The organism is Pseudomonas sp. TWP3-1 (assembly GCF_049896625.1).
Classification (GTDB): Bacteria; Pseudomonadota; Gammaproteobacteria; order Pseudomonadales; family Pseudomonadaceae; genus Aquipseudomonas.
Genome location: NZ_JAFCUQ010000017.1, coordinates 23846 through 44767 on the forward strand (window position 1 = coordinate 23846; position 20922 = coordinate 44767).

Annotated in this window: 14 protein-coding genes; 7 read left to right on the forward strand and 7 right to left on the reverse strand. The window is 59.0% G+C overall.

The genetic code is table 11. The features are described from left to right. Nucleotides 1–20: 20 nt before the first annotated feature. Nucleotides 21–806, reverse strand: coding sequence for a siderophore-interacting protein (locus ACP7BN_RS21205; protein WP_426205951.1), 786 nt, complete (start codon nucleotides 804–806; stop codon nucleotides 21–23). Beyond that, nucleotides 803–1378, reverse strand: coding sequence for a PadR family transcriptional regulator (locus ACP7BN_RS21210; RefSeq protein WP_420650599.1), 576 nt, complete (start codon nucleotides 1376–1378; stop codon nucleotides 803–805). Before ACP7BN_RS21210 ends, ACP7BN_RS21205 begins: the two co-directional genes overlap by 4 nt. A gap of 494 nt (nucleotides 1379–1872) precedes the next feature. Here ACP7BN_RS21210 and ACP7BN_RS21215 point away from each other — a divergent pair, with 494 nt between their 5' ends. The 5 genes from ACP7BN_RS21215 (at nucleotide 1873) to ACP7BN_RS21235 (ending at nucleotide 7540) form a co-directional block, all read left to right on the forward strand. Further along, complete coding sequence (locus ACP7BN_RS21215; RefSeq protein ID WP_426205952.1) at nucleotides 1873–2352, forward strand: CS1 type fimbrial major subunit; 480 nt, start codon at nucleotides 1873–1875, stop codon at nucleotides 2350–2352. 114 nt (nucleotides 2353–2466) lie between these two features. Further along, entirely contained in the window at nucleotides 2467–4989 is a 2523-nt protein-coding gene (locus ACP7BN_RS21220) for a CS1-pili formation C-terminal domain-containing protein (protein WP_426205953.1), read from the forward strand. Nucleotides 4990–4991: 2 nt separating this feature from the next. Beyond that, nucleotides 4992–6218, forward strand: coding sequence for a hypothetical protein (locus ACP7BN_RS21225; protein WP_426205954.1), 1227 nt, complete (start codon nucleotides 4992–4994; stop codon nucleotides 6216–6218). A 45-nt stretch (nucleotides 6219–6263) separates the two neighbouring features. Continuing rightward, nucleotides 6264–7007 carry a molecular chaperone gene (locus ACP7BN_RS21230; RefSeq protein ID WP_420650603.1) on the forward strand — a complete coding sequence of 248 codons (744 nt, stop codon included), beginning with the start codon at nucleotides 6264–6266 and terminating at the stop codon, nucleotides 7005–7007. 11 nt (nucleotides 7008–7018) lie between these two features. Further along, on the forward strand, nucleotides 7019–7540 hold the full coding sequence (locus ACP7BN_RS21235; protein ID WP_426205955.1) for a CS1 type fimbrial major subunit: 522 nt from the start codon (nucleotides 7019–7021) through the stop codon (nucleotides 7538–7540). A 54-nt stretch (nucleotides 7541–7594) separates the two neighbouring features. On the opposite strand, the gene ACP7BN_RS21240 is transcribed toward ACP7BN_RS21235, so the two are convergent. The 4 genes from ACP7BN_RS21240 to ACP7BN_RS21255 form a co-directional block, all read right to left on the reverse strand. After that, nucleotides 7595–12574, reverse strand: coding sequence for an NEL-type E3 ubiquitin ligase domain-containing protein (locus ACP7BN_RS21240; RefSeq protein WP_426205956.1), 4980 nt, complete (start codon nucleotides 12572–12574; stop codon nucleotides 7595–7597). Between the two features lie 225 nt (nucleotides 12575–12799). Then, nucleotides 12800–15943 carry a transglycosylase domain-containing protein gene (locus ACP7BN_RS21245; RefSeq protein ID WP_426205957.1) on the reverse strand — a complete coding sequence of 1048 codons (3144 nt, stop codon included), beginning with the start codon at nucleotides 15941–15943 and terminating at the stop codon, nucleotides 12800–12802. Nucleotides 15944–16197: 254 nt separating this feature from the next. Then, entirely contained in the window at nucleotides 16198–16656 is a 459-nt protein-coding gene (locus ACP7BN_RS21250) for an REP-associated tyrosine transposase (RefSeq protein ID WP_426205958.1), read from the reverse strand. Nucleotides 16657–16909: 253 nt separating this feature from the next. After that, the gene (locus ACP7BN_RS21255) at nucleotides 16910–17227 is read right to left on the reverse strand and encodes a hypothetical protein (RefSeq protein WP_426205959.1); all 318 of its coding nucleotides are present in this window, start codon (nucleotides 17225–17227) and stop codon (nucleotides 16910–16912) included. 57 nt (nucleotides 17228–17284) lie between these two features. Between ACP7BN_RS21255 and ACP7BN_RS21260 the strand changes: the two genes are divergently transcribed. Then, a complete protein-coding gene (locus ACP7BN_RS21260; protein WP_426205960.1) occupies nucleotides 17285–18706 on the forward strand; it encodes an amino acid permease in 1422 nt (473 codons plus the stop codon). A gap of 176 nt (nucleotides 18707–18882) precedes the next feature. Next, nucleotides 18883–19245 carry a GtrA family protein gene (locus ACP7BN_RS21265; RefSeq protein ID WP_420650610.1) on the forward strand — a complete coding sequence of 121 codons (363 nt, stop codon included), beginning with the start codon at nucleotides 18883–18885 and terminating at the stop codon, nucleotides 19243–19245. Between the two features lie 38 nt (nucleotides 19246–19283). On the opposite strand, the gene ACP7BN_RS21270 is transcribed toward ACP7BN_RS21265, so the two are convergent. Next, a complete protein-coding gene (locus tag ACP7BN_RS21270) occupies nucleotides 19284–20903 on the reverse strand; it encodes an FMN-binding glutamate synthase family protein (protein ID WP_426205961.1) in 1620 nt (539 codons plus the stop codon). Nucleotides 20904–20922 lie beyond the last annotated feature (19 nt).

Below are 20922 nucleotides of genomic sequence, written 5' to 3' on the forward strand. Positions count from 1 at the left end.
CTCGCCACAAATGTGCGCAGTTACTCTTCTTCAGAACCCTCAGCGCGCCAGTAGCCTGCGGCTTTGACGAATTGCTCGTCCAGGCCATGCTCATCCAGCAGCACCCGGCGGATCTGCCGCGAGACTTTGCTCTCGGTCGCGACCCACGCATACAGATTGCCCTTGGGCACCTGCAACTGCTTCACAGTGGCCAGCAAGTTGTCCTTGCCACCATCGCGCAGCACCCAGATCACATTGACCTGCGCCGCACTCTCCAGCACTTGCTGCTCACCGCCATTCGCCACTTCGATTACCACCAGCGCCTTGCGATTGGACGCCAGACCTTCGAGACGGCGCGCGATGGCGGGCAGGGCGGTTTCGTCGCCGATCAGCAGATAGCTGTCGAAGATGTCCGGGACGATCATCGAACCGCGCGGCCCGCCGATGTGCAGGAACTGCCCGGGTTTGGCCTGTTCCGCCCAGGTCGAAGCAGGGCCATCGCCGTGCAGAACGAAATCGATATCCAGCTCAAGTGTGTCGAGGTCATAGCGGCGCGGGGTGTAGTCGCGCATCTCGGGCATTGGCGCGTCAGTCTTGCCAGCGCCGAGCACCAGATTCTCCAGTGCAGCGCTTTGTTCGGCGTTCTGCGGAAACAGCAGTTTGACGTGATCGTCAGTGCCGAGGCTGATGAATCCGGCCAACTCAGGCCCGCCCAAAGTGATGCGGCGCATGCGCGGGGTCAGATCGACCACGCGCAATACTTCGAGCCGACGGCGTTTGATTTCGTGCATCACACGGTGAATGGATTGTGTATCGACTGCGGTCATTCGGCTTGCTCCGGGGCAGGTTGTACGGCGGGGCCGTCGACGATGGCTTTGGCGGTGTCGTTGAGCAGGTCACGCACGCGCAGGATTTCTTCGGCGCTCCAGCGTCCATGGTGCATCTGCAAGGCGTGGCGCAAGTTGTGCACCGCTTCGTGGATTTCCGGCGGCCGGTCGTGGCCGCGCAATGAGCGCTTGCTCACATCGATGCGCATGCGTACGCCGTCGAGGGCCACGGCTTGTTCGCTGAGGGACTGGCGACCGGCGTCAGTCACGGCATAGCGTTTTTTGCCGCCCTCGGCGTCGCCCGAGATCATTTCGCTTTCTTCCAGAAAGGTCAGGGTCGGGTAGATCACGCCGGGGCTGGGGCTGTAGGCACCGTCGAACATGCCTTCGATCTGGCGGATCAGGTCGTAGCCGTGGCACGGCTGTTCGGCGATCAGCGCCAGCAGCAGCAATTTCAGATCACCGGGGGCGAATACCCGTGGACCGCGACCGCCGCGCTCGCGGCCCGGGCGCTTTTCAAAGCCGTCGCGGCCATCGCCGTGCTCTCTGTGGGGGGAATGATGGTCTCTCATTTTCTGTCTTCTCTCGTCGTGTTTAGATACAACTTAAGATATATCTTTTGCGTTGTGCAAGGCGTTTTTGCCGGACAGCCGACGAGCGGCCGCCGAGCTCTGGCCCACGGCAATCCTCGCGGCATAAGTTTTATTTGATGGATTTAAAATAACCGGAAAGTTAAAGCTATGACTCTATTAATATTGAGTTTATATTCTAAAAAGTAATGAAAGTGCCGGTTGGCAAAGTTCGGATTGGTGTAATGTTTTTTAGCGAAAACTGTGCGTAGTCCAAGTATTACAGTCGTATTTTGATATTCTCGGTTTTCAGTGTTTTTTCTTTCCAGTCGCGAGGCTGTTGAACTACAACTTCGTGGGAAGTTGCCTGCTTACATTCCGAAGAGAACAGTCGATCATGCCCCGGCGTTGAACTTGCGAGTATCTCGGCCGGTATCGGCAAGCGTTACTTGAACTTCAATGTTTCGATCCCAAAAAAAGCACACAGGTACTGACCGATGTTCAAGAAAACTGCAATCACTGCGTCCCTGGCTGTTCTGGCTCTGAGTTCGTCCATGGTCTTCGCTGCCGGTGAAGCCCGTCACTCCATCAGCCTCGTCGCGCACGTACCTACCGACGGTTTCTACGTAGTGCCGACCGACCCGGATCTGGTCAACAAGGACCAGGACATGAGCTTTCAGCCGACCACTGGCAAGCTGCGCGAAGTCAACGGCTTCTTCGATGTGCGCAATAACAATGGTTCGGTTCACGCCAGCCTGGAAAGCCTGCCGAAACTGATCGCGGGTTCTGAATCCATCGACCTGCAAGTTTCGTTCAACAACAAGGTACTGGACCTGACACCGAAACTGGTGGTGGATGAGGCCGACTCCGATGTGAACTACCGCGCACCTTTGAACATCAAGGCGCTGGGCAGTTCTTTTAAACCGGGCGATTACACCGGTTCGGTGGCAATGATCTTTGATGCCGTGACACCTTGATCGATTGATCAGGCGTTAAACGCCAACTTAAACAAGTGGCGTTCCCCGGCGGAACATATCTTCCCCGTCTGTTCCGCCGGATTTCAACGTGTTTGTAAATCAGAGTAAGAGTTCATGTTCCCGATGACATCCATCGCGGCTGCGCTTGCGCTGTTGTTTTGTGCCAGCGCAGCGGCAGCTTCCGAACCCGCCGGCACCACACCGCGCAGTCTGTTGGCGCAGGCCAAAGGTTTGCCGGCGGATTTCGAGGAGCACTTCTTCGACGTGCCGCTGGCCGTGCGGGTCGAACTCGACCAGCAAATGCTGGGTGAAGCCATGGTGGTTTTGTCCCGTGATGATCGCGTCACCCTGCTCGAATTTACCGACACCAGTGAGAACCGCTACACCCCCGCCGAGCGTGAAAAATGGGCGGCCTATCTCAAGCCCGGCGTGCCGCTCGGAGCGTGCAGCGGTGCATGCCCGGATCAGGTATTGGCGGTGCATTACAACCTGCAAAACTCACTGCTTTCGATTCTGACCGAGAACGCCGAACGCGACCTCGAAATCAAGCGTTACCACGACCAGCCGATTGGCGGCAGCAGCGGCCTGATGGTGCGCAATCAACTCAATCTGAATGGCGGTCAGGATCAGGATCTGGGCGGGCGCTTCGGTCTCGAAGCCAGCGGCAGCCTCGGCAACTGGAGCCAGACCTTCAACATGCAGATGGCCCGTCTCGGCGGCCCGGACGACAAGCTCTACCACGCCATCCATGAGCTTTATACCCAGCGCGAACTGCAAGGCAATTTCTTGCGTCTGGGCTATTTCACACCCAATTCCGAAGGGCTGACGCGCCAGCCGCGCACGTTCGGCACCAGCCCCGACACCGCCGTCGGCGTGATGTACGGCAGCTCCGACAGTCTGGCGATCAACAACGCGATGCCCAGCGTTTATCCCATCTATGTCACGTCCAACCGCCAGGGCTCGGTGGAGATCTGGCGCGATGGGCTGTTGATCAATACCCAGTCAGTACCCGCCGGTTTGCAGACCCTCGACACCCGCCCGTTGCCCGGCGGCATCTATGAAGTCGAAGTGCGTTTGATCGAGGACGGCCAGATCACTTCCTCGACCCAGGAGCTGGTGTACAAGCCCAACAACTGGCGCAACCTCGACGAACGCTGGCGCTACAACCTGTTCGCTGGCGAAGAACAGAAACTGCTGAGCAACTGGGATCAGCAGGCCAGCGGCAGCGCCACCGCTGGCGCGTCACTGAATTACCTGATGCACCCGCGAGTAATCCTCGGATTATCGGCGCGGCAGATTCGCGAAAAGCTGCAATACGGCACCTCTATCGACTGGACGCTGGCCAACCAAATCAGCCTGTATGCCAACGTTTACCAAACCGAGGATCACGGCACCGGGCTGGATCTGCAGAGCCTGTACAACTACGGTTCCGGCAGTCTGGTGATCAGCCACAACCGCAGCTGGCTCGACACCACCGACCAATATGAAACCCTGCCCGACGGCACACGGATCCGTCAGCGCAATGTGTTCATCGGCGAAACCAGCAATTCATCGCTGGCGCTCAATCACCGGATCAACAGCAAGAATTCGCTCAACGCCCGGGTCTCGCACAGCGAGGGCAATGTTGAAGGTATGGGCGTCGATCTGGGCTGGACCCAACGCACGCAATTATTCGGCAGCGACGCCAACTGGCGTCTGTCGCTGTTCGACCGGCCGGGCAGTTACAGCAGTGGCGATGCACGCAATCGCGGGGTCGATCTGAGCATCAACCTCGCGTTGGGCGCCCCCGGCCAGCAACTCACCGGCAGCATCGGCTCGCGTACCGATCGTGATGGCGGTCGCGACAACAATGCTTCGCTCGGCTGGCGCAAGGATTTCAAGGATCACGTCCTGCAAAACGTCTCGGTGACGGCATTGACCGACACCTATGGCCTGGGCATGTCCAGCCTGGCGAACTTTCGCACCGACGCGATCAATGGCGACGGCTTCGTCCAGCGTTCGTCCTATAACGGAAATCTCACCGGTGGCCTCAACGTCGACACCACGCTGGTGGTCGGCGGCCAGCAGATGCTCATGACCAGCCAGTACGAGATGCGCGGCGCCGGGATGATCGTTGATGTCGAGTCGGATATCGACGGCATCGCCCTGCGCGCCGACGACTTCAGCGGTGGCACCGCCGCGTTGAAACCGGGGCGCAATTTCATCCCGATCACCGCGTATCAGAACAGCTCGGTGAGCTTCGATTTCGAGGGCAACCACGTACCGGCGGCCACCATCGAACCGGCGCGTACGCGCTATCACCTGAACAAGGGCGGCGTCGATTATCGCAAGATCCGCGTGATGAAAACCCTGACCGTGCTCGGTCGGCTGGTCAACGAGCAGGGCCAGCCGCTCAAAGGCCACCACGTGATCAATCACGCCAGTCGCGGGGTGACCGAGGTCGACGGCTTCTTCTCGATGGAAATGAACGCCGGCTCGCCGACCCTCGAGGTGCGCCAGGATAACCGTTTGCTGTGCCAGTTCCGCCTCGACGCGAATCAGCACCGCAGCGAAAACAATGTGTTGATGATCGGGGATCTGCGCTGCACGCCGGACACCCTGGCGGATGCGACCTTTACCGATCAGAAGGCGGGTTGAGCATGAAGAAGTTGAGCTTTTGTCTGGGCTTGTTTGCGCTACTGAGCATGCCGGCGGCGCAGGCTTTCAATCAGGAGATCCGCGCTCGTTTTCAGCCGGATCCCTCGCAACCGAACAAGAACGTATTCGTCAACCAGACGCCCAATAGCGGCTATTGCACGATCAATCCGGCTGAGTGCACCAGCCTCGGCATGTTCAGCATTCAGTTACCGACGCGCTTCGATTCCAGCCGCGAGATCGTCCCGGGTACGTCCGATGAGACTGTGGCGTTGAAGGTGCCGGCGAATTGGCGGCGATTGACCGTGATCAATCAGGACACCCGTGAAGAAGAGACCGTAGAGGTACGCATCACGGGTATCGGGTCCAAATATGTTCTGAGCCAGAAGGCCGCCATTCTGGTTGGAGGGGCGTCGGACAATGTCGAAGCACATCAAAAGCTCTGGACTAACGACAGGTGGAACTATGCGCCCGCGCCATGTCGGTACAGCGGTGTCGGCTATGTCACCGACTACACCTACCGGTTTTTCTGGAAAACTCCGATGGAAACCTCGTGTTCCAAAATGGCGGCCTATCGAATCCCGAGGATGTCGTTCGACGGCATCGACTTTGCCTATGAATTACGCACCCCGAATCCGCTGAGCATGTCCTCCGGGCTGTACACCGGCTCGATCTCTTACACCATCGGGCCCAATGGCGATTTTCAGATGGGCTCGATGATGGTGCCGGACGACGGCAACCTGACCCTGGACTTCGTGCTCGACGTGCAGCACACCCTGAAAGTCGACCTGCCACCCGGTGGCGACAAAGTCGCGATGGAGCCAGTAGGCGGCTGGCAACGCTGGATCGACGGTGGGCGCATGCCGACCGAGATCTACCGCGACCAATTGTTCTACCTGTCGGCGTCTTCGCGCTTCAAGGTGATGATGCTCTGCAGTTCGCACGGCGGTAACGAATGCGATATCGGCAACAATCAGGTGGGTTTTTCCAAGTTTCAGGTTCGGCTCACTGTGCCCAAAGGCATTGTCGGCCCCGGTAATGCTGACGGTTGGTCCGGCACGCTGAATCACAATCTTTGGATCGGGCCGTTCGAACCCTCGCGTTACGTCGATCGCAAACCGGGCACTTTGCGTTTTCAGATGCCCTCGCGGTGGATTGAGTCGCTGCTCAAACCCGGCATGAACGGCACGCTGTGGGGCAACGTCACGATCATTTTCGATTCGGAAGTCTGAATCTCCGGGCTGGATCATTGTTTCTTTTTTACGAGGTTGAAGACCATGACACGTGCGTGTTTGCTGGTGCTGTCCGGAGTGTTTTGCATGGCGGCCAATGCCGGGCCGCAGATCAATGTCGGCACGGTGTACGACTATCTCGACGGTGACAAGAGCACCTATCTCAAACGCGTCTTCAATAGCGGCGACAGCACCGCGTTCGTCAAAATCAACGTGCTGGAGATCGTCTACGACGCCGACGGCAAAGCCCAGGAAATCCCGGTGCAAAACGCTGCCGACGGTGCTTCGCGCAATGGCGTCATGGCCAGTCCTGCCCGGCTGATCGTGCCGGCGCAGGGCATGCAGGGCACGCGCTTGCTGTACATGGGCGAGCGTGACCGCGAACGCTATTTTCGGGTGCGCTTCGTGCCGGTAGTGCCGGAGAAGGAAGACGAATTCGTGGTCTCTCAGGAGGACCGTGAGGAGTACAAGAAATCGCTGTCGGCCGGGGTCAACGTGATGACCGGCTTCGGCACCATTTTTTTTGTACGGCCCAGGGATGCGCGTTTCGACACGGCCATCAGCGACACGCAAGAGCGCTACGAAATCCGCAACAACGGCAACACGGTGCTGGTGATCGACGAGTTCAAGAGCTGTTCATTGACCAAAGAAACCGACTGTGGCGCAACCACCAAGCACCACGTCATGGCCGGTAAAACCTTCGCCTTCGATAAAGAAGCGGGCCGTGAGTATCGCTTCAAGCTGATTGAAGGCGACAGTAAAAAAGACCTCAAGGTGGCGCGCCGCTAAGGCCGCTGCCCATGACGCGCCAGGTATCGATGATGAACAAGCAATGCGCAGTCGCCGCACTGATGGCTTTCACCGCTCTGACCGGGGAGCCGAGTTGGGCAGCCCGCGAGGAACTCAATTTCGAGGTCACGCTGACCATTCCCAGCCGGCCGTTTTATGTGATTCCGGCAGAGGCCGACTGGATCCATCGCCCACAGCGCCTCGACTGGGATTATCCGTCGGGAACCATGGGCGGGCTGCGCAAATACTTCGACGTACGCCACGACTCCAGCGCCATCGAAGCACGCCTGGATCGCACCGCGATGTTGTCCAACGGCAAGCCGGGCGAGGAGATCTTGCTGCACGTCAAATTCAACGGTGTGGTGCTGGGGCAGGACACTGTTCCGCGCGAAGTGGTGTCCCGCGCCGACGCTGCTGTGGGTACTCGGGTGCTGCTGGAAATCAACCCGATCAAACCGCTGGGCGGCTACAAAGCCGGGGATTACGACGGTAACGTGTTGTTGCTGTTCAACGCCAAGGCGCCGGGCCAGTGATTCAAAATCCGCCCTGAAAGTCTCTTCAGGGCGGGGCACGGCTTGAGCGAGACGTCAGATGCCGGCGCGAGCCATCGCATCGCGAGTCAGCTGTCTGCGCAGCTCTTTCTCCCTGTAACCCAGTTCACGCAGCAAGCGCTCGTAGGTTTGTGCACTCATCTCCTCACCGGTGAAAACCTCTGTCTCGGCAATCGGATAGCGTTGCGCCAACTCACTCAGCCTCTGTTTGCGCAGGTAGCGTTGAGTGGGCGGCAGCGCAGCCGATTGTGCCCATTTGGCCTGCGCCGATTTGAGCTCCTCGAGCAGATCGAGCTTGTCCATGTACAGGCGTTTGTTGGCTTCCATCTCGCCTGGCCAGTTGTTGCACAGGTACTGTTCCCAGAACGGCTGTTCGATCATTTGATTGACCAGACCGTCACCGGCCTCAGCCTCGAGCACGGTCTGGATGGCGTTGTCGATCGTCTGGTCGCTGACGCCGGCGGTGGGGCGAAACTTCATGTCTTCCGACTGCCACGGCAATTCGAGCGGTTTTGCCATGCCTGTTTCGTAGGCCAGATGCACCTCGACTTCGTCCGGATCACCGCTGCGCGCCTTGATATCGGAGCGCGCGATTTCGCTGACCTGGCCGAGGCGGGCAGAACCCTTGGCGAGGGTCACCAGCTTGCGCTCCAGCTCCGCGCGGTCGGTCGAGTACAGGCGCGCCTCGGAGGCCAGCACCCTGACGCCCATGTTGTTGAACAGCTGCGCGCCGGCGTCCTCGCAGCCTTCAGGGTTGGTCGACATCAGCAACAGTTCTTCGCGCAGAGGTGTATCGATGTCCATGGCGCCGATCATGCGCCAGACCCGGTCCGTCAGTTGATCATTGGCTTTGCCTCCTTCTTCGTAGTCGGCGGAACGGGTCAGCCCCTCCAGCACCTTGAAGAAACCTTCCGAGCCTGGCTCCTGCGCCAGGTCGTGCCATGCCTCTGGCCGATATGCGCCGATCCCGACGGTTTCGTGGCTGAGCGTGGTGTCGACGAACAGTGGCCAGCGTTCGAGTAAATTACCGGCGGCTGGCGAGTAGGACAGGCGCGGGGGCATGCCCACCGAAACGCGGTATTGCTCGTAAGTAGTGCGAACGCTGTCCGTCAGCATTTCTGCATGTACGCGGGTGCGGGCAATCAGCCACGCGTCGTCGGAACCCAAAGGCACGTCGGGGATGTGCCTGATCGGGTTCGACCCAAGGTCAAGAAAGAACCCTCGGGGACGGGCCTTGTTGAACAGTCCCGCAGGCCAGCTATCAATGCCGGTGTCGATCAGACTCAGCACTTTGAGCCGCGGCATGCGCTCGATGTTCGGCGCAACACCCAGGGGGTTATTGTCCAGTCGCAGGGTTTCCATGTGCGTCATGTCGCGTAGTTGTTCGATGGCCGGCGGCGTCAGTCGAATCTGGTTTTCGTTGAGCCGCAGGGTTTCCAGCAGGCGCATTTTGCCGACGTTTTCCGGCAGTTCGGTCAGCCCGCAGCCGCGGGCACTGAACTGACGCAGATGCGCAAAGTCGCTGAGCAGTCCGTCTGCCGCCGGGAAGAACCAGGCTCTGTCGAGGTTCAAGGTCGTGACCTGATCGATCCACGGTTTGAGCCCCTCAGGTATTTCCCGCCACCAGCGTTCAAGATCGGGGCGCAGGAGCTCGGTGGAAAGATCGAGGGTATAGCCTTGTTGCGCACTGATGCTGCGTTCGCCAAACACTTCACTGGTTCTTTCGAAACACGCCAGCAACCGGTCGGCAACGAAGCGCCCACCGTTATGTTGATAGTCCCACCAGGCGCGGGCGCGGTGCGGATCGGGATACTCGGCATCCCAGCCGCTCAGATAGCTCTGGCGCCAGTCTGCGAGTTTTTGCTTGAGCGTCTTCAGCTCTTGCTCAAGGCGCTGGATTTGCACATGGGCATCGCCGTTGCCTGCCAATGACCGACCGAATGCCGAGACCTCGGCCTCGTTCAAATGCGGATAAAGATTCCTGACTTTGTCTTCGACGGTGAGGGCGTTCCGGGAAAACGCCGGGCCGCGCATCAGCAACTCGGTTTGCCGCGGTACCACCGGACGAATGGGCGAGCGGGCAAGCAATGTCCTGCGCTCGGCCGGTGTCCCGGTCTTGACGATCACCCATTGTCTGAAGAGCTGCCCCTGACCGGGGCGGTAGCCCAGTGCGACGCGCTTGCCTTGCGGTAACGCGAGCAAAACTGCCTCATACAAGTCACCGGCCGCGTGCAGTTGATTGTCTTGACGGTCACGCACTGCATAGCGGCCGCGCTCGTCCCTGACCAGCACCCGGATCGTCGCGGCGTCTTCACTGCCGGCGCTGCAACGCAATGTTCCGTCATAAAACAGGTCGCGCACTTCAATGCGCAAATCGGCGAAAGCGTCGGCGTGCAAGCGTAGTGCGTTGAGGATCATTCGTTCGGAGTCAGGCACCCGCAACGCCGGCTCATACAATCCTTCACTGGCACGCGCGGTGCTGACTTCAAACGCGCTCTCACGCGCCTGATCTCTTATGCGCAGCGGTATGCGCTGTTGCTCGAGGATGATTTTCTGTTCGGCGGGCGATGCGGTAGTCAGCAAGGTTTCGGCGACTGGCGCGGGCAACTGCGGGAACTGCTGTTGCAGCAATTGCACCCGCGCGTCAGCGGTGTGATCTCTGAGTCGGTTCTGGTAGGCGAAGATCTCCGGCGTGCGCGTCTCGACGGCGAGCGCCAGTTGGTTGCGCAAGGCCTGGGCGCGCTGCTCTGGCGGATACTCGCTGCCGAGCAACCTGGACATCTCGCCATCGTCGAGAAACTCGACCATTCGCTGCGCCAGTTTGCCGGCCAGAATGTCTGCCAGACTGATGCTCAGCGTCTGCGCATCGCTGGCTTGCGGATTACCGTATTTGCGAAAGACCCCGCTCAATCGGGCATCCTCGAACACCTTGAGCGCCATGTCGGCGGGCCAGCCGGGCATGTCCGGCACCATGCGTTCGAACCAGTACGCTGTCGGCTCCAGCGGCTGGCCGTTACGAATCAGTTGGCTGAGGTTGCGCGTCTCATCCCAGGTTTTGAAGCGCGCCAGAGTGTCGGCCAGCAAGGGCGGTGGTGCAGCGTTTTCGAGGTACATCCTGCGCAGACAATCGTGAGGTGTCCCGCTGATGCTTCGCAGATCCTCCAATTGGTTGTCGGTATAAGCATCCACCGTGTGACCGAGGCGGCGCATCAGCACCGGGCCGTCCCAATCCTGTGGTTTTTCCCCTTCGTGCACCCACGCACCACGCTCGTTGTGGCGCAGTTGCGGCGCGTAGGCTTGTGGGCGGGAAGGGTGCTGAATACGATGGCGGCCGCTGTCGCGGTCGTATTCCACCTCGTAATGCTTGCCCTCCAGCGGCAGCACGGTTTTGCCGGCGTACTGATGCAGACCCTTGGCGTCGGGCTTTGATGTGTCAGGTAGCGCCAGATCCGCTTGTGCATAAGGCGTGATATCCGGGTGCCACAACCGGGTTTTGTTATCGAGCGACGGCACCGGTTGCAGGCCTTCGACAAACGCCGAGATTTTCAGGCGGAACGCGTTGCCGATCGCGGCGCCGGCACCGAATGCCGCCAGCTGAATCACGTCAGTCACCACCCCGACCACGTGCTCCGCCAGTTCCGTCCAACGCTCTTGCGCGAGATCAACTGCGCCCTCGACCACCTCTTCGGTCAGCTGAAACGCGGTGTAGACCAGCATCAACTCACCCAGCCCCGGCACGAACGGGGTCAGTACCAGCAGCGCCGCATTGAAAATATCCTCGGCGATCTTCAAGAGATTTTTCCACCACGCCCAGCGCGATTTGCTGTCGGCATCCGCCGTCGACACGGAGATGCCGCGGGCGTCATTGAGAATCTTGTTGAGCCGCTGCTGGTACAGATACGTCCACAGCGGCGTAGTGATCGCCGGGGCGCTGAATTGCAGTTGCGGTTTCTCCACCGGCGTTTCGCGCCATGACGGGCGCGAGTCCGCCGTCTCCTTTGGATACCATTTGACGTAGGTCAGGCGCTGTTCAAGCCCGGCAAAAAAGTGTCCGCGCTGTTCATGGTCGACGAATTGGCTGAAGAACTGCCGGTAGTTGATGCCGGTCGATGGCAGGGTTTTGTTGGCGCGCAATTGGCGACTCAACTCCTTCATGAAATCCAGGGTGGACGGGTATTCCTTGAGCGGATGTTCGGGGTCGTGCGGCACATAGGCGATCATGTTCGCCGAGCGTTGTGGCTGCGCCGGATCCGGGCGAATGATCAGGATGCCGGTGAAGGTCAGGTCCATCATGCCCAGGTCGCAGACCAGCATTGGCTGGCCATCCAGCATCAGGTTCTGCCGCCCCAGAAGCAGCTCGCGAATCAGCGCGTAGGCACTGTGGCCGATGTCTTTTTTGATCTGCGCCATGTGTGCAGCCGCTTTCAACGCGGCCTGTTGGCTCTGCTGCACGCGGGTGCGTAAATAGGTTTCGGCCACCGGCTCGCGATCAAGCAACAGCGTCTCGAGATGGGCCTTGTACTGTGCGCCAATGTCGAGTTCCCGGCACAAGGTCTGGAACTGGCTTACGCTGATCTTTTTATTGATCGGCGAAACATCGAACAAATCTCGGGCGGGATCGGTTTTGCTGATGAAAGTTGAATAAGTTTGATAAGTTTCGTCGCTGGCGAAGTTATGCAGCGCTGCATCGATCAGGGACACGGTTCTGGCTTTGGAACCCTTGTTTATATCGATGGCGTACCACGGGGTTTTTTCGGAAGAGTACAGCCGTGCATAAGTGTTCTTTACGTCAACGTCGATATTGAACCGTTCAAGCAGTCTGGCTTTCAACAATGGCTCGGCGAAGGCGTACACGTCCTTGAGACGCCCGAGCAAACGGTCGATCCTGTTCTGCGCCGCCCAGGCTTTACGATTGTCGGCGGACAGCCGGTGCAGCTCACGGGCCGGCGCCTGCGTCATCCATGTTTGCCGGTCAGGACGCATGTTTTTCAACGCGTGCACACGATGCAACTGCATGTCGCTGAACACTGGATCAATATGCGATTTAATTAAGTCGTAATGTTGCCCTTTATATATAGATGTTGCGCTCATTGTTGTGGCCTTGAATAAGTCAGGAATTATCAGCCTAACGTTCAATGCACAGAATGATTAGTTTAAAAGCCTGCTGTTCAAGCGCCGGGTTAACGGAGGATTCATTGAATATTGAAATGTTGAAAATACATATTTACTACCCTCGATGGTTCATTGTTGATCAGGCCTTGCTGAGCTCGCGGCCGCAACTGAGGGGGCTTGCGCAGGATTGCATTGCGAATCGCTGCCGGGTTGCAGATACGGCATCAGAATCGGCGCCATACCCTTGAGTACCTGCACTGGCAGTGCCGAGGTGAACTTGAAGTTCTCCGCCGAGCGCCCCGGCACGAACGCGGTGAGCGTGCCGAAATGGTGATCGCCGATGTAGAACACAAACGTTGCCGTGCGGTTGATCGACTTCGAACTGAGGATCCGCCCGCCGGAGCCGATTGCCTCTATGCGGTTATCGCCGGTACCGGTTTTTCCGCCCATGATCAGCGGGCTGCCATCGGTCAGTTTGAAACTGCCGGAAACACGTTTGGCGGTGCCTGAGTCGACCACTTGCGACAGCGCCTCACGCATGGCCGTCGCCACTTCCGATGGCATTACCCGTTTGCCCACATGCGGGTCGTTGACCAACTGCGTTTCATACGGTGTATCGGCGGCAAAGTGCAGGCTGTCGATGCGCAGGGTCGGCATGCGCACGCCGTCGTTGAGGATTGTACCGATCAGCTCGGCCAGCGCGGCAGGGCGATCGCCGGAGCTGCCAATGGCGGTGGCGAGTGACGGCACCAGGTGATCGAAGGGGTAGCCGACTTGCTGCCAGCGCTGATGAATGTCGAGGAACGCCTGGATTTCAAGCATGGTGCGAATGCGGCTGTCGCGCGCGCCTTTGTGCTTGCTCTTGAACAGCCAGCTGTAGACTTCCTGACGCTCGAACTGGCTGGCCTTGACGATGTCCTTGAAAGTCGCGTCGGGGTGATTGAGCAGGTAGCCGATCAGCCACAGGTCCAGCGGATGCACCTTGGCGATGAAACCCTGATCAGGCAAATCGAAACTGCCGGGGCCGTAGGCGAGATAAAGCCGTTCAAGGCGTTCATCGGTGAGTTTCTCCGTCAGCTTGGCGCCCTTGAGATGCGAGCGCACGAAGGTGTTGAAGTCTTGCTGGCTGGCATCCGGCAATAGATAACGGTGCACCGCCGCCATGCGGATCGGCGTCGGACGCATGCTGTCGAGGAAGGTTTCCAGGCGCGCCCGGGTATCTTTGTTGCGGTATTTTTTCCAGAACTTGAGCAGGAACGATGTGCCCTCGCGGTCGGCGAACGAGGCGAGGTATTCCTGACGCCGTGGGTCGCGATCGTCCTTGAGCAACTCGGCGCTGTTGTTGGGGCCGGAGTAGGTGGTGTAGCGCACCAGATCACGCATCAGGCGAATGAACGGCAGATTGATTGATTCGCGCAACGCGTCGCGCAGGGTCGGGATACGTCCGTTGTCCTCTTTGCGAAAGTTATTGAAGGTGTGCAGGCCACCGCCGGTAAAAAACGCCTCGCCGGGGCTGGCCGAATATTTACGGTCCAGCGCCGCACCAAGCAGTGTCGACAGGTTGCGATCCTTGTTTTGCACCAGATAATCGATCACCCACCGGCTCAGGCGATCCTGATCCGGCACCTCGACTTTCTTCAATTCCGGCACGCTCATGCCGGCGTACTTCTCGTGCAACTCGGCGATGATCTGCAGGTAAGTGGTCATCACGCGCATTTTTGCGGTGGAGCCGAGTTCGAGTTTGCTGCCCTCGTTGATGTCGAATGGCTGGTCGGTGCTGTCGGTCTGCACCCGTACGCGCGAGCCATCCGGCGTCAGTTCGAACAGGGTGAAGCTGTAGCGCACTTGAGTGGTGCTGGTGGGGGTCAATAGACGTTCGCCCATCAGGCCGACTTCTGCGGCGTAGGTCGGGTCTGCAAGTTTTTTCAGATAGGCCGTGGCCTGGGTTTGCAGTTCACCTTGCAGGGTGCTGGTGGCCGACAGGTCGAGACGGTCGAGGTCGTACAGCGGACGGTTGAGCATCGACGCCAGGCGGCTGCGCGCGGCACTGATGCCCTTGTTGGTTTCGATCGGCTGAATGGTCGGTTGCGTCTGCCAGTCGCGATAGCTGATCTTGCTCGCGAGTGCGGCATCGGCCAGCGCCGCGTCGATCACGCTGTTCTGTTTGAGCACGCGCAGATGACTGTCGGTGAGATTGACCAGTTCTTCGCGGCCCTTGCTCAGGTAATGCGAAGGGCGACGCTGAGCGATCATCAGCGAAAGCATTTCGCGCAGTGCCAGACCCTTTGCCGCCATAGTCTGCGGATCGGTCGCGGTACTGGCGAGCGTGGCGTTGGCCGTATTGAAGTCCGCGCCATACCAGACCCGCAAGCCTTCAGCCATGCCGTGTACTTCGCCGTGCCCCGGCACCGCCGAGAGCGGCACGCTGTTGAGGTAATCGCGAATGATGTTCTGCCGCGCCGGCAACGTTTCCGGCCCGCCCTGATAGGCGCGCACGCTGGCGGAAATCATCTGGCGGATCTTCTCGGCGCCGGACACGGTCAGGCCGTCTGGCGAGTGCCGGTATTTTTCCAATTGTGTTGCCAGGGTGCTGCCGCCAGCTGATTGGCCCGGCAGGCGCAGCACCTTCGCAACCTGCGACCACGCGGCCATGCCGAAGCGTGGCCAGTCCACTGCCGGGTTGGCCAGGGGTTGTTTGGGGTCGAGCAGAAAACGGTTTTCGATGAACAGCAGACTGCTGACTACCACCGGCGGTATCGCGGCGAAACTCGAATAGAGTTGTTGCGGATATTTGTACTGATACAACGGCGCCGCGCGGCAGTCGGTGATCGACAGCCCGGCCTGGATTTTCTCCGTATAGGGCACGAACAGCCCCTTGTCGGTATAGCTGAGCAGGGCCGGGGAGAAGCGCGTTTGTTCGGTGATCACATAGTTGCGCTTGATCAGCCGCGGCAGGAACTCATCCAGCGAGCTATAACCCAGACGTAAGTCGAACGGCCCGTTGCCCGGATAGCGAATCGCCTCGCTGGGGCCGGGTTGCAGTTCGTATTTGAGCTTGGCAGCGTACTGGCTGGCCTCGCGCGACTGAAAACGCGAAGTGCGCATTTCCTTGGCCGCGGCCAATCCCAGCACAACCGCGATAATCAGAAACAGAACCCAGAAAGCCTTCCACCCGTGCCGTTTACGGCGGGGTTTTTCAGGTATAGGCGCTTCATCCACACGTTCAGTCGGAACCACTTTTTCACTCGAATCGGTTTGCCATAACGCGCCCATAGTCGACTGATCCATTCACGCAGATTGATCGGACTTGTCTGAAGCTTAGACGGTGGTTGGCGATGGTGAAAAAATTGTGAGGTAGTGTTATTCCTCCTGGATGGGAACACCCTGTGGCGAGGGAGCTTGCTCCCGCTCGGCTGCGAAGCAGTCGCAAAAAAACTGCACATGCAGTGTTTCAGACAAACCATAACTACCAGCCTACGGCCTGCTGCGCAGTCCAGCGGGAGCAAGCTCCCTCGCCACAGGGTGGATCATAGCCAGCAGGCATCCCAGAGCGGGTAATCGCCTATTTTATCTACTAACCCCGCGCGTAAAGGATTGGCAACGATGTAACGGGCGAACGGCTTCAAGTCTTCGCCGTCGCGGATAGCCCGGTCATGGTAGCCGGTTTGCCAGAACGCACCTTTTCGGTTCAACGTTCGGTTGATAGAGAGTGTGCTGCGAGATTTCACTGCCTGCATCAGCTGATCCAGACGCATTGTTTCCAATTGAACCAGCCAATGGAAATGATCAGGCATCACAACCCAGGCGATCGAGTTGACCCAGCCCTGTTCATGGGCTCGTCTGAGTTCTGCTACTAGTAATCGCCCCAATCGCCAATCACTGAAGATCCTGCGACGCTCATAAACCACGGCGGTGATCAAATAGGCGCGACCCGATTCGGAGCAGCGTCCTTGGCGAAGTCGATGTGAATGTAGATGTTTGCGCATTCCGTTGCGTCCTGTTGGATTCATCACTCATACGCTAGCTGCTGAGCTTCCGAGTTGAACCTGAGAAAGCTGTCGGATTTTTCCGAGAATCTTGCCGGACACAGCTTTTGTGGCGAGGGAGCTTGCTCCCGCTGGACTGCGCAGCAGGCCCAAGTCCGGTAGTGATGGCTTCACTGAAGTACCGCGTGGGCAGGTTTTGCGACTGCTGCGCAGCCGAGCGGGAGCAAGCTCCCTCGCCACAGGGATGCCCTCTTCACGGGAGGGGGATGCCTTCAAGACATTTGGAATAGAGCCATCCCAAGATCAATACCACCAAGGCATAGGCATGACGCTGCACCATTGCTGTGCAATACTCGCCGGCCGTTTCGATAGCGAAAAATCCTACACTTGCAGGATGGTTTCTCTCGAAAACAGCGTGAATCACAATATTTGCCGCTGAATCAAGGCGTTTATAGAGTGAATTACCCTGTCCGAAGCTTTTTATACTGCACGCCCCGCTGATCTTGCAGGTTTTGTTCCGCAAGACGCGTTTGCCCACGAAGCAGGCGCGGTTTCGGGAGGTGTCGGCCAATCAACCGACGCCTCGACACTCAGTGGTCAATCCAATAACAAGATGAGGTTGCACCCTATGCCCGTAGGCAATCACCTGCCGCATGGCGAGACCGCTGAAGGCGGCCCGCTCAAACGCGAACTCGGCGAACGGCATATTCGCCTGATGGCGCTTGGCGCCTGTATTGGTGTCGGTCTGTTTCTCGGTTCGGCCAAGGCCATCGAAATGGCCGGCCCGGCGATCATGCTGTCGTACATCATCGGCGGTCTGGCGATCCTGGTGATCATGCGCGCCCTCGGCGAAATGGCCGTGCACAACCCGGTCGCCGGTTCGTTCAGCCGTTATGCACAAGACTATCTCGGCCCGTTGGCAGGCTTCCTCACCGGCTGGAATTACTGGTTCCTGTGGCTGGTGACCTGCGTCGCGGAAATCACTGCCGTCGCGGTGTACATGGGCGTCTGGTTCCCCGATGTGCCGCGCTGGATCTGGGCGCTGGCGGCGCTGATCAGCATGGGCTCGATCAACCTGATCGCGGTCAAGGCCTTCGGTGAATTCGAGTTCTGGTTCGCGCTGATCAAGATCGTCACGATCATTGCGATGGTCATCGGCGGCATCGGCATCATCGCTTTTGGTTTCGGCAATGACGGCGTGGCGCTGGGGATTTCCAACCTGTGGGCGCACGGCGGCTTCATGCCCAATGGCGTGCAGGGCGTTTTGATGTCACTGCAAATGGTCATGTTCGCCTACCTCGGCGTCGAGATGATCGGCCTGACTGCCGGTGAAGCGAAAAACCCGCAGAAGACCATCCCGAATGCGATCGGCTCGGTGTTCTGGCGGATTCTGCTGTTCTACGTCGGCGCGCTGTTCGTGATTCTGTCGATCTACCCGTGGAATGAAATCGGCACGCAAGGCAGTCCATTCGTGATGACCTTCGAGCGTCTGGGCATCAAAACCGCTGCTGGCATCATCAACTTTGTGGTGATCACCGCTGCGCTGTCGTCGTGCAACGGCGGCATCTTCAGCACCGGGCGCATGCTCTACAGCCTGGCGCAGAACGGTCAGGCCCCGGCCGGTTTCGCCAAGACCTCGAGCAACGGCGTGCCGCGTCGCGCATTGCTGTTGTCGATCGGTGCGTTGTTGCTGGGCGTGCTGCTGAATTATCTGGTGCCGGAAAAAGTCTTCGTCTGGGTCACGGCCATCGCGACCTTCGGCGCGATCTGGACCTGGGTGATGATCCTGCTGGCGCAGCTCAAATTCCGTAAAGGTCTGAGTGCCAGCGAGCGAGCCAATCTGAAATACAAGATGTGGCTGTACCCGATCAGCTCGTATCTGGCGCTGGCGTTTCTGGTACTGGTGGTCGGCCTGATGGCGTACTTCCCGGACACCCGCGTCGCGCTGTACGTCGGCCCGGCATTCCTGGTGTTGCTGACGGTGGTGTTCTACGTGTTCAAGCTGCAACCGACCAATGTGGCGCAAGGTGCGGTGCGTTCGGTTTCGTAAATCCAAAGCGCAGAAACATCAAAGCCCCGGTCGATTGACCGGGGCTTTTTATTGGGTAGGGTTTTAGCGTAGCCATTCGTCGGATGCCACCGTGCACCTGTAATTTCTGACAGTAGACCGGCCTTGCATCATGAACTAGCTTGCGTTTTCGCCAGTGAGAAATGGAAGGAGGCGCAATGAAAGGATTCTCTGCAATTCTCGTGATCGGGCTGGCGGATGCGTTGATTCACTGGCAAATCTTTTTCGTACTCTGCGCCGCCGTCGGACTCGATCAGGCCGCTAGCAATTTCGCGGCATTCTGCGTGGCCGCAGCGTTCTCATTTTACGTGAACGCGCTTTACACCTTCGAGAACCAGACCTCGGTGTTCGCTTACCTAGGGTTCATCGGCGTGATGGGGGCGGCGAGTTTCGCTGTGGGCCATATTGCTGACATCTACCAGTTGCCCGGACTGGTGACTGTCACCACGTTTTCATTGCTGAATCTGCTGCTCGGCTATAGCTTTTTCCGCTTTGTATTGTTTCGCCGACACAGCGATTGAAGCGCCGGCCTCTGTTGCCGGCCAGCGCCTCGAACAAGCTAAGCGGCCGCCACATCCTGCGGTTCGAAACTGTCCGCCCGCGCCATTTGCCACATGCGCGAGTAGAACTCGCCATTCACTTCCCCGGTGAGCAGTTCTCCCGGTTTCAGGAACACATGCAACTGCGAGAACAGTTTGATCTCGGTGGCCGACATGCGCCGCACCAGGTGCTTGGCCGAGAGTTGCGACGGATGATCGAGGCCGGCGGCGGCGAGCATTTCTGCCAGCGCCTTGAGCGTGTTGCGATGGAAGTTGTATACCCGCTGTGCCTTGTCCGGCACCACCAGCGCGCGTTGGCGCAGGGCATCCTGAGTGGCGACGCCGGTCGGGCATTTGTTGGTGTGGCAGCTTTGCGACTGGATGCAGCCGATGGCGAACATGAAACCGCGCGCCGAGTTGGCCCAGTCGGCACCGATGGCCAGCACGCTGGCGATGTCGAAGGCGCTAACAATTTTGCCGCTGGCGCCGAGTTTGATCTTGTCGCGCAGGTTCAGGCCGACCAGCGTGTTGTGCACGAACAGCAGACCTTCGCGCATCGGCACGCCGATATGGTCGGTGAACTCGACCGGTGCGGCGCCGGTGCCGCCTTCCTTGCCATCAACCACGATGAAGTCCGGCAGAATTCCGGTTTCCAACATCGCTTTGGCAATGCCCATGAACTCCCACGGATGACCGAGACAGAATTTGAAGCCCACCGGTTTGCCACCGGACAGTTCACGCAATTGCTGGATGAAGTGCATCAACTCGATCGGTGTGGAAAACGCACTGTGGCGCGACGGCGAAATGCAGTCTTCGCCCATCATGATGCCGCGGGTGTCGGCGATCTCGCGGGTCACCTTGTGCTTGGGCAGAATCCCGCCGTGACCGGGTTTGGCGCCCTGACTCATCTTGATTTCGATCATGCGGACTTGCGGATTCTGCGCCTGGGTGGCGAAGCGCTCCGGGTCGAAACGGCCGTCGCTGGTGCGGCAACCGAAATATCCGCTACCCAGTTCCCAGGTCAGGTCGCCGCCATGTTCGCGGTGGTACGGACTGATGCTGCCTTCGCCCGTGTCATGCGCGAAGTTGCCGAGTTTCGCGCCTTGGTTCAACGCACGAATCGCGTTGGCGCTCAGCGAGCCGAAACTCATGGCTGAGATATTGAACACCGACGCCGAGTACGGTTGGGTGCACTGCGGGCCACCGACGGTGACGCGAAAACTGCCCGGATCGCTCAACGGCGCCGGGCGCATCGAGTGGCCGATGAATTCGAAACCGGACTGATACACATCGATCAGCGTGCCGAACGGCTTGTCGGCGGTTTCATTTTTCGCCCGTGAATACACCAGCGAACGCTGGGCGCGGGAGAAGGGCAGGGCGTCGCTGTCGGACTCCAGCAGATACTGGCGGATCTCCGGGCGAATGCCCTCGACCAGATAACGAATGTTGCCCAGGATCGGGTAATTGCGGCGCACCGCGTGCGGGCTTTGCAGCAGGTCGAACAGACCGAGCAGGCTCAGCACGCCCGTCACGGCGGTGAACGGCCATAGCCAGTCGTGATGCAGAAAAGGCAGGCTGGCGAGGGTGAAAATCACACAGCCGGCAAAGAAGGCGTAGCGGCTCAGAAGGGACAGGCTCATACGGTTTCCTTGGTTCGGA

Excerpts from the sequence above, each read along its gene's own strand:
- ACP7BN_RS21235 (WP_426205955.1), top strand. The coding sequence starts at position 7,019 with ATGACGCGCCAGGTATCGATGATGAACAAGCAATGCGCAGTCGCCGCA.
- ACP7BN_RS21210 (WP_420650599.1), bottom strand. The coding sequence starts at position 1,378 with ATGAGAGACCATCATTCCCCCCACAGAGAGCACGGCGATGGCCGCGAC.
- ACP7BN_RS21225 (WP_426205954.1), top strand. The coding sequence starts at position 4,992 with ATGAAGAAGTTGAGCTTTTGTCTGGGCTTGTTTGCGCTACTGAGCATG.
- ACP7BN_RS21245 (WP_426205957.1), bottom strand. The coding sequence starts at position 15,943 with ATGGGCGCGTTATGGCAAACCGATTCGAGTGAAAAAGTGGTTCCGACT.
- ACP7BN_RS21240 (WP_426205956.1), bottom strand. The coding sequence starts at position 12,574 with ATGCAGTTGCATCGTGTGCACGCGTTGAAAAACATGCGTCCTGACCGG.
- ACP7BN_RS21230 (WP_420650603.1), top strand. The coding sequence starts at position 6,264 with ATGACACGTGCGTGTTTGCTGGTGCTGTCCGGAGTGTTTTGCATGGCG.
- ACP7BN_RS21265 (WP_420650610.1), top strand. The coding sequence starts at position 18,883 with ATGAAAGGATTCTCTGCAATTCTCGTGATCGGGCTGGCGGATGCGTTG.
- ACP7BN_RS21220 (WP_426205953.1), top strand. The coding sequence starts at position 2,467 with ATGTTCCCGATGACATCCATCGCGGCTGCGCTTGCGCTGTTGTTTTGT.
- ACP7BN_RS21205 (WP_426205951.1), bottom strand. The coding sequence starts at position 806 with ATGACCGCAGTCGATACACAATCCATTCACCGTGTGATGCACGAAATC.
- ACP7BN_RS21215 (WP_426205952.1), top strand. The coding sequence starts at position 1,873 with ATGTTCAAGAAAACTGCAATCACTGCGTCCCTGGCTGTTCTGGCTCTG.
- ACP7BN_RS21270 (WP_426205961.1), bottom strand. The coding sequence starts at position 20,903 with ATGAGCCTGTCCCTTCTGAGCCGCTACGCCTTCTTTGCCGGCTGTGTG.
- ACP7BN_RS21260 (WP_426205960.1), top strand. The coding sequence starts at position 17,285 with ATGCCCGTAGGCAATCACCTGCCGCATGGCGAGACCGCTGAAGGCGGC.
- ACP7BN_RS21250 (WP_426205958.1), bottom strand. The coding sequence starts at position 16,656 with ATGCGCAAACATCTACATTCACATCGACTTCGCCAAGGACGCTGCTCC.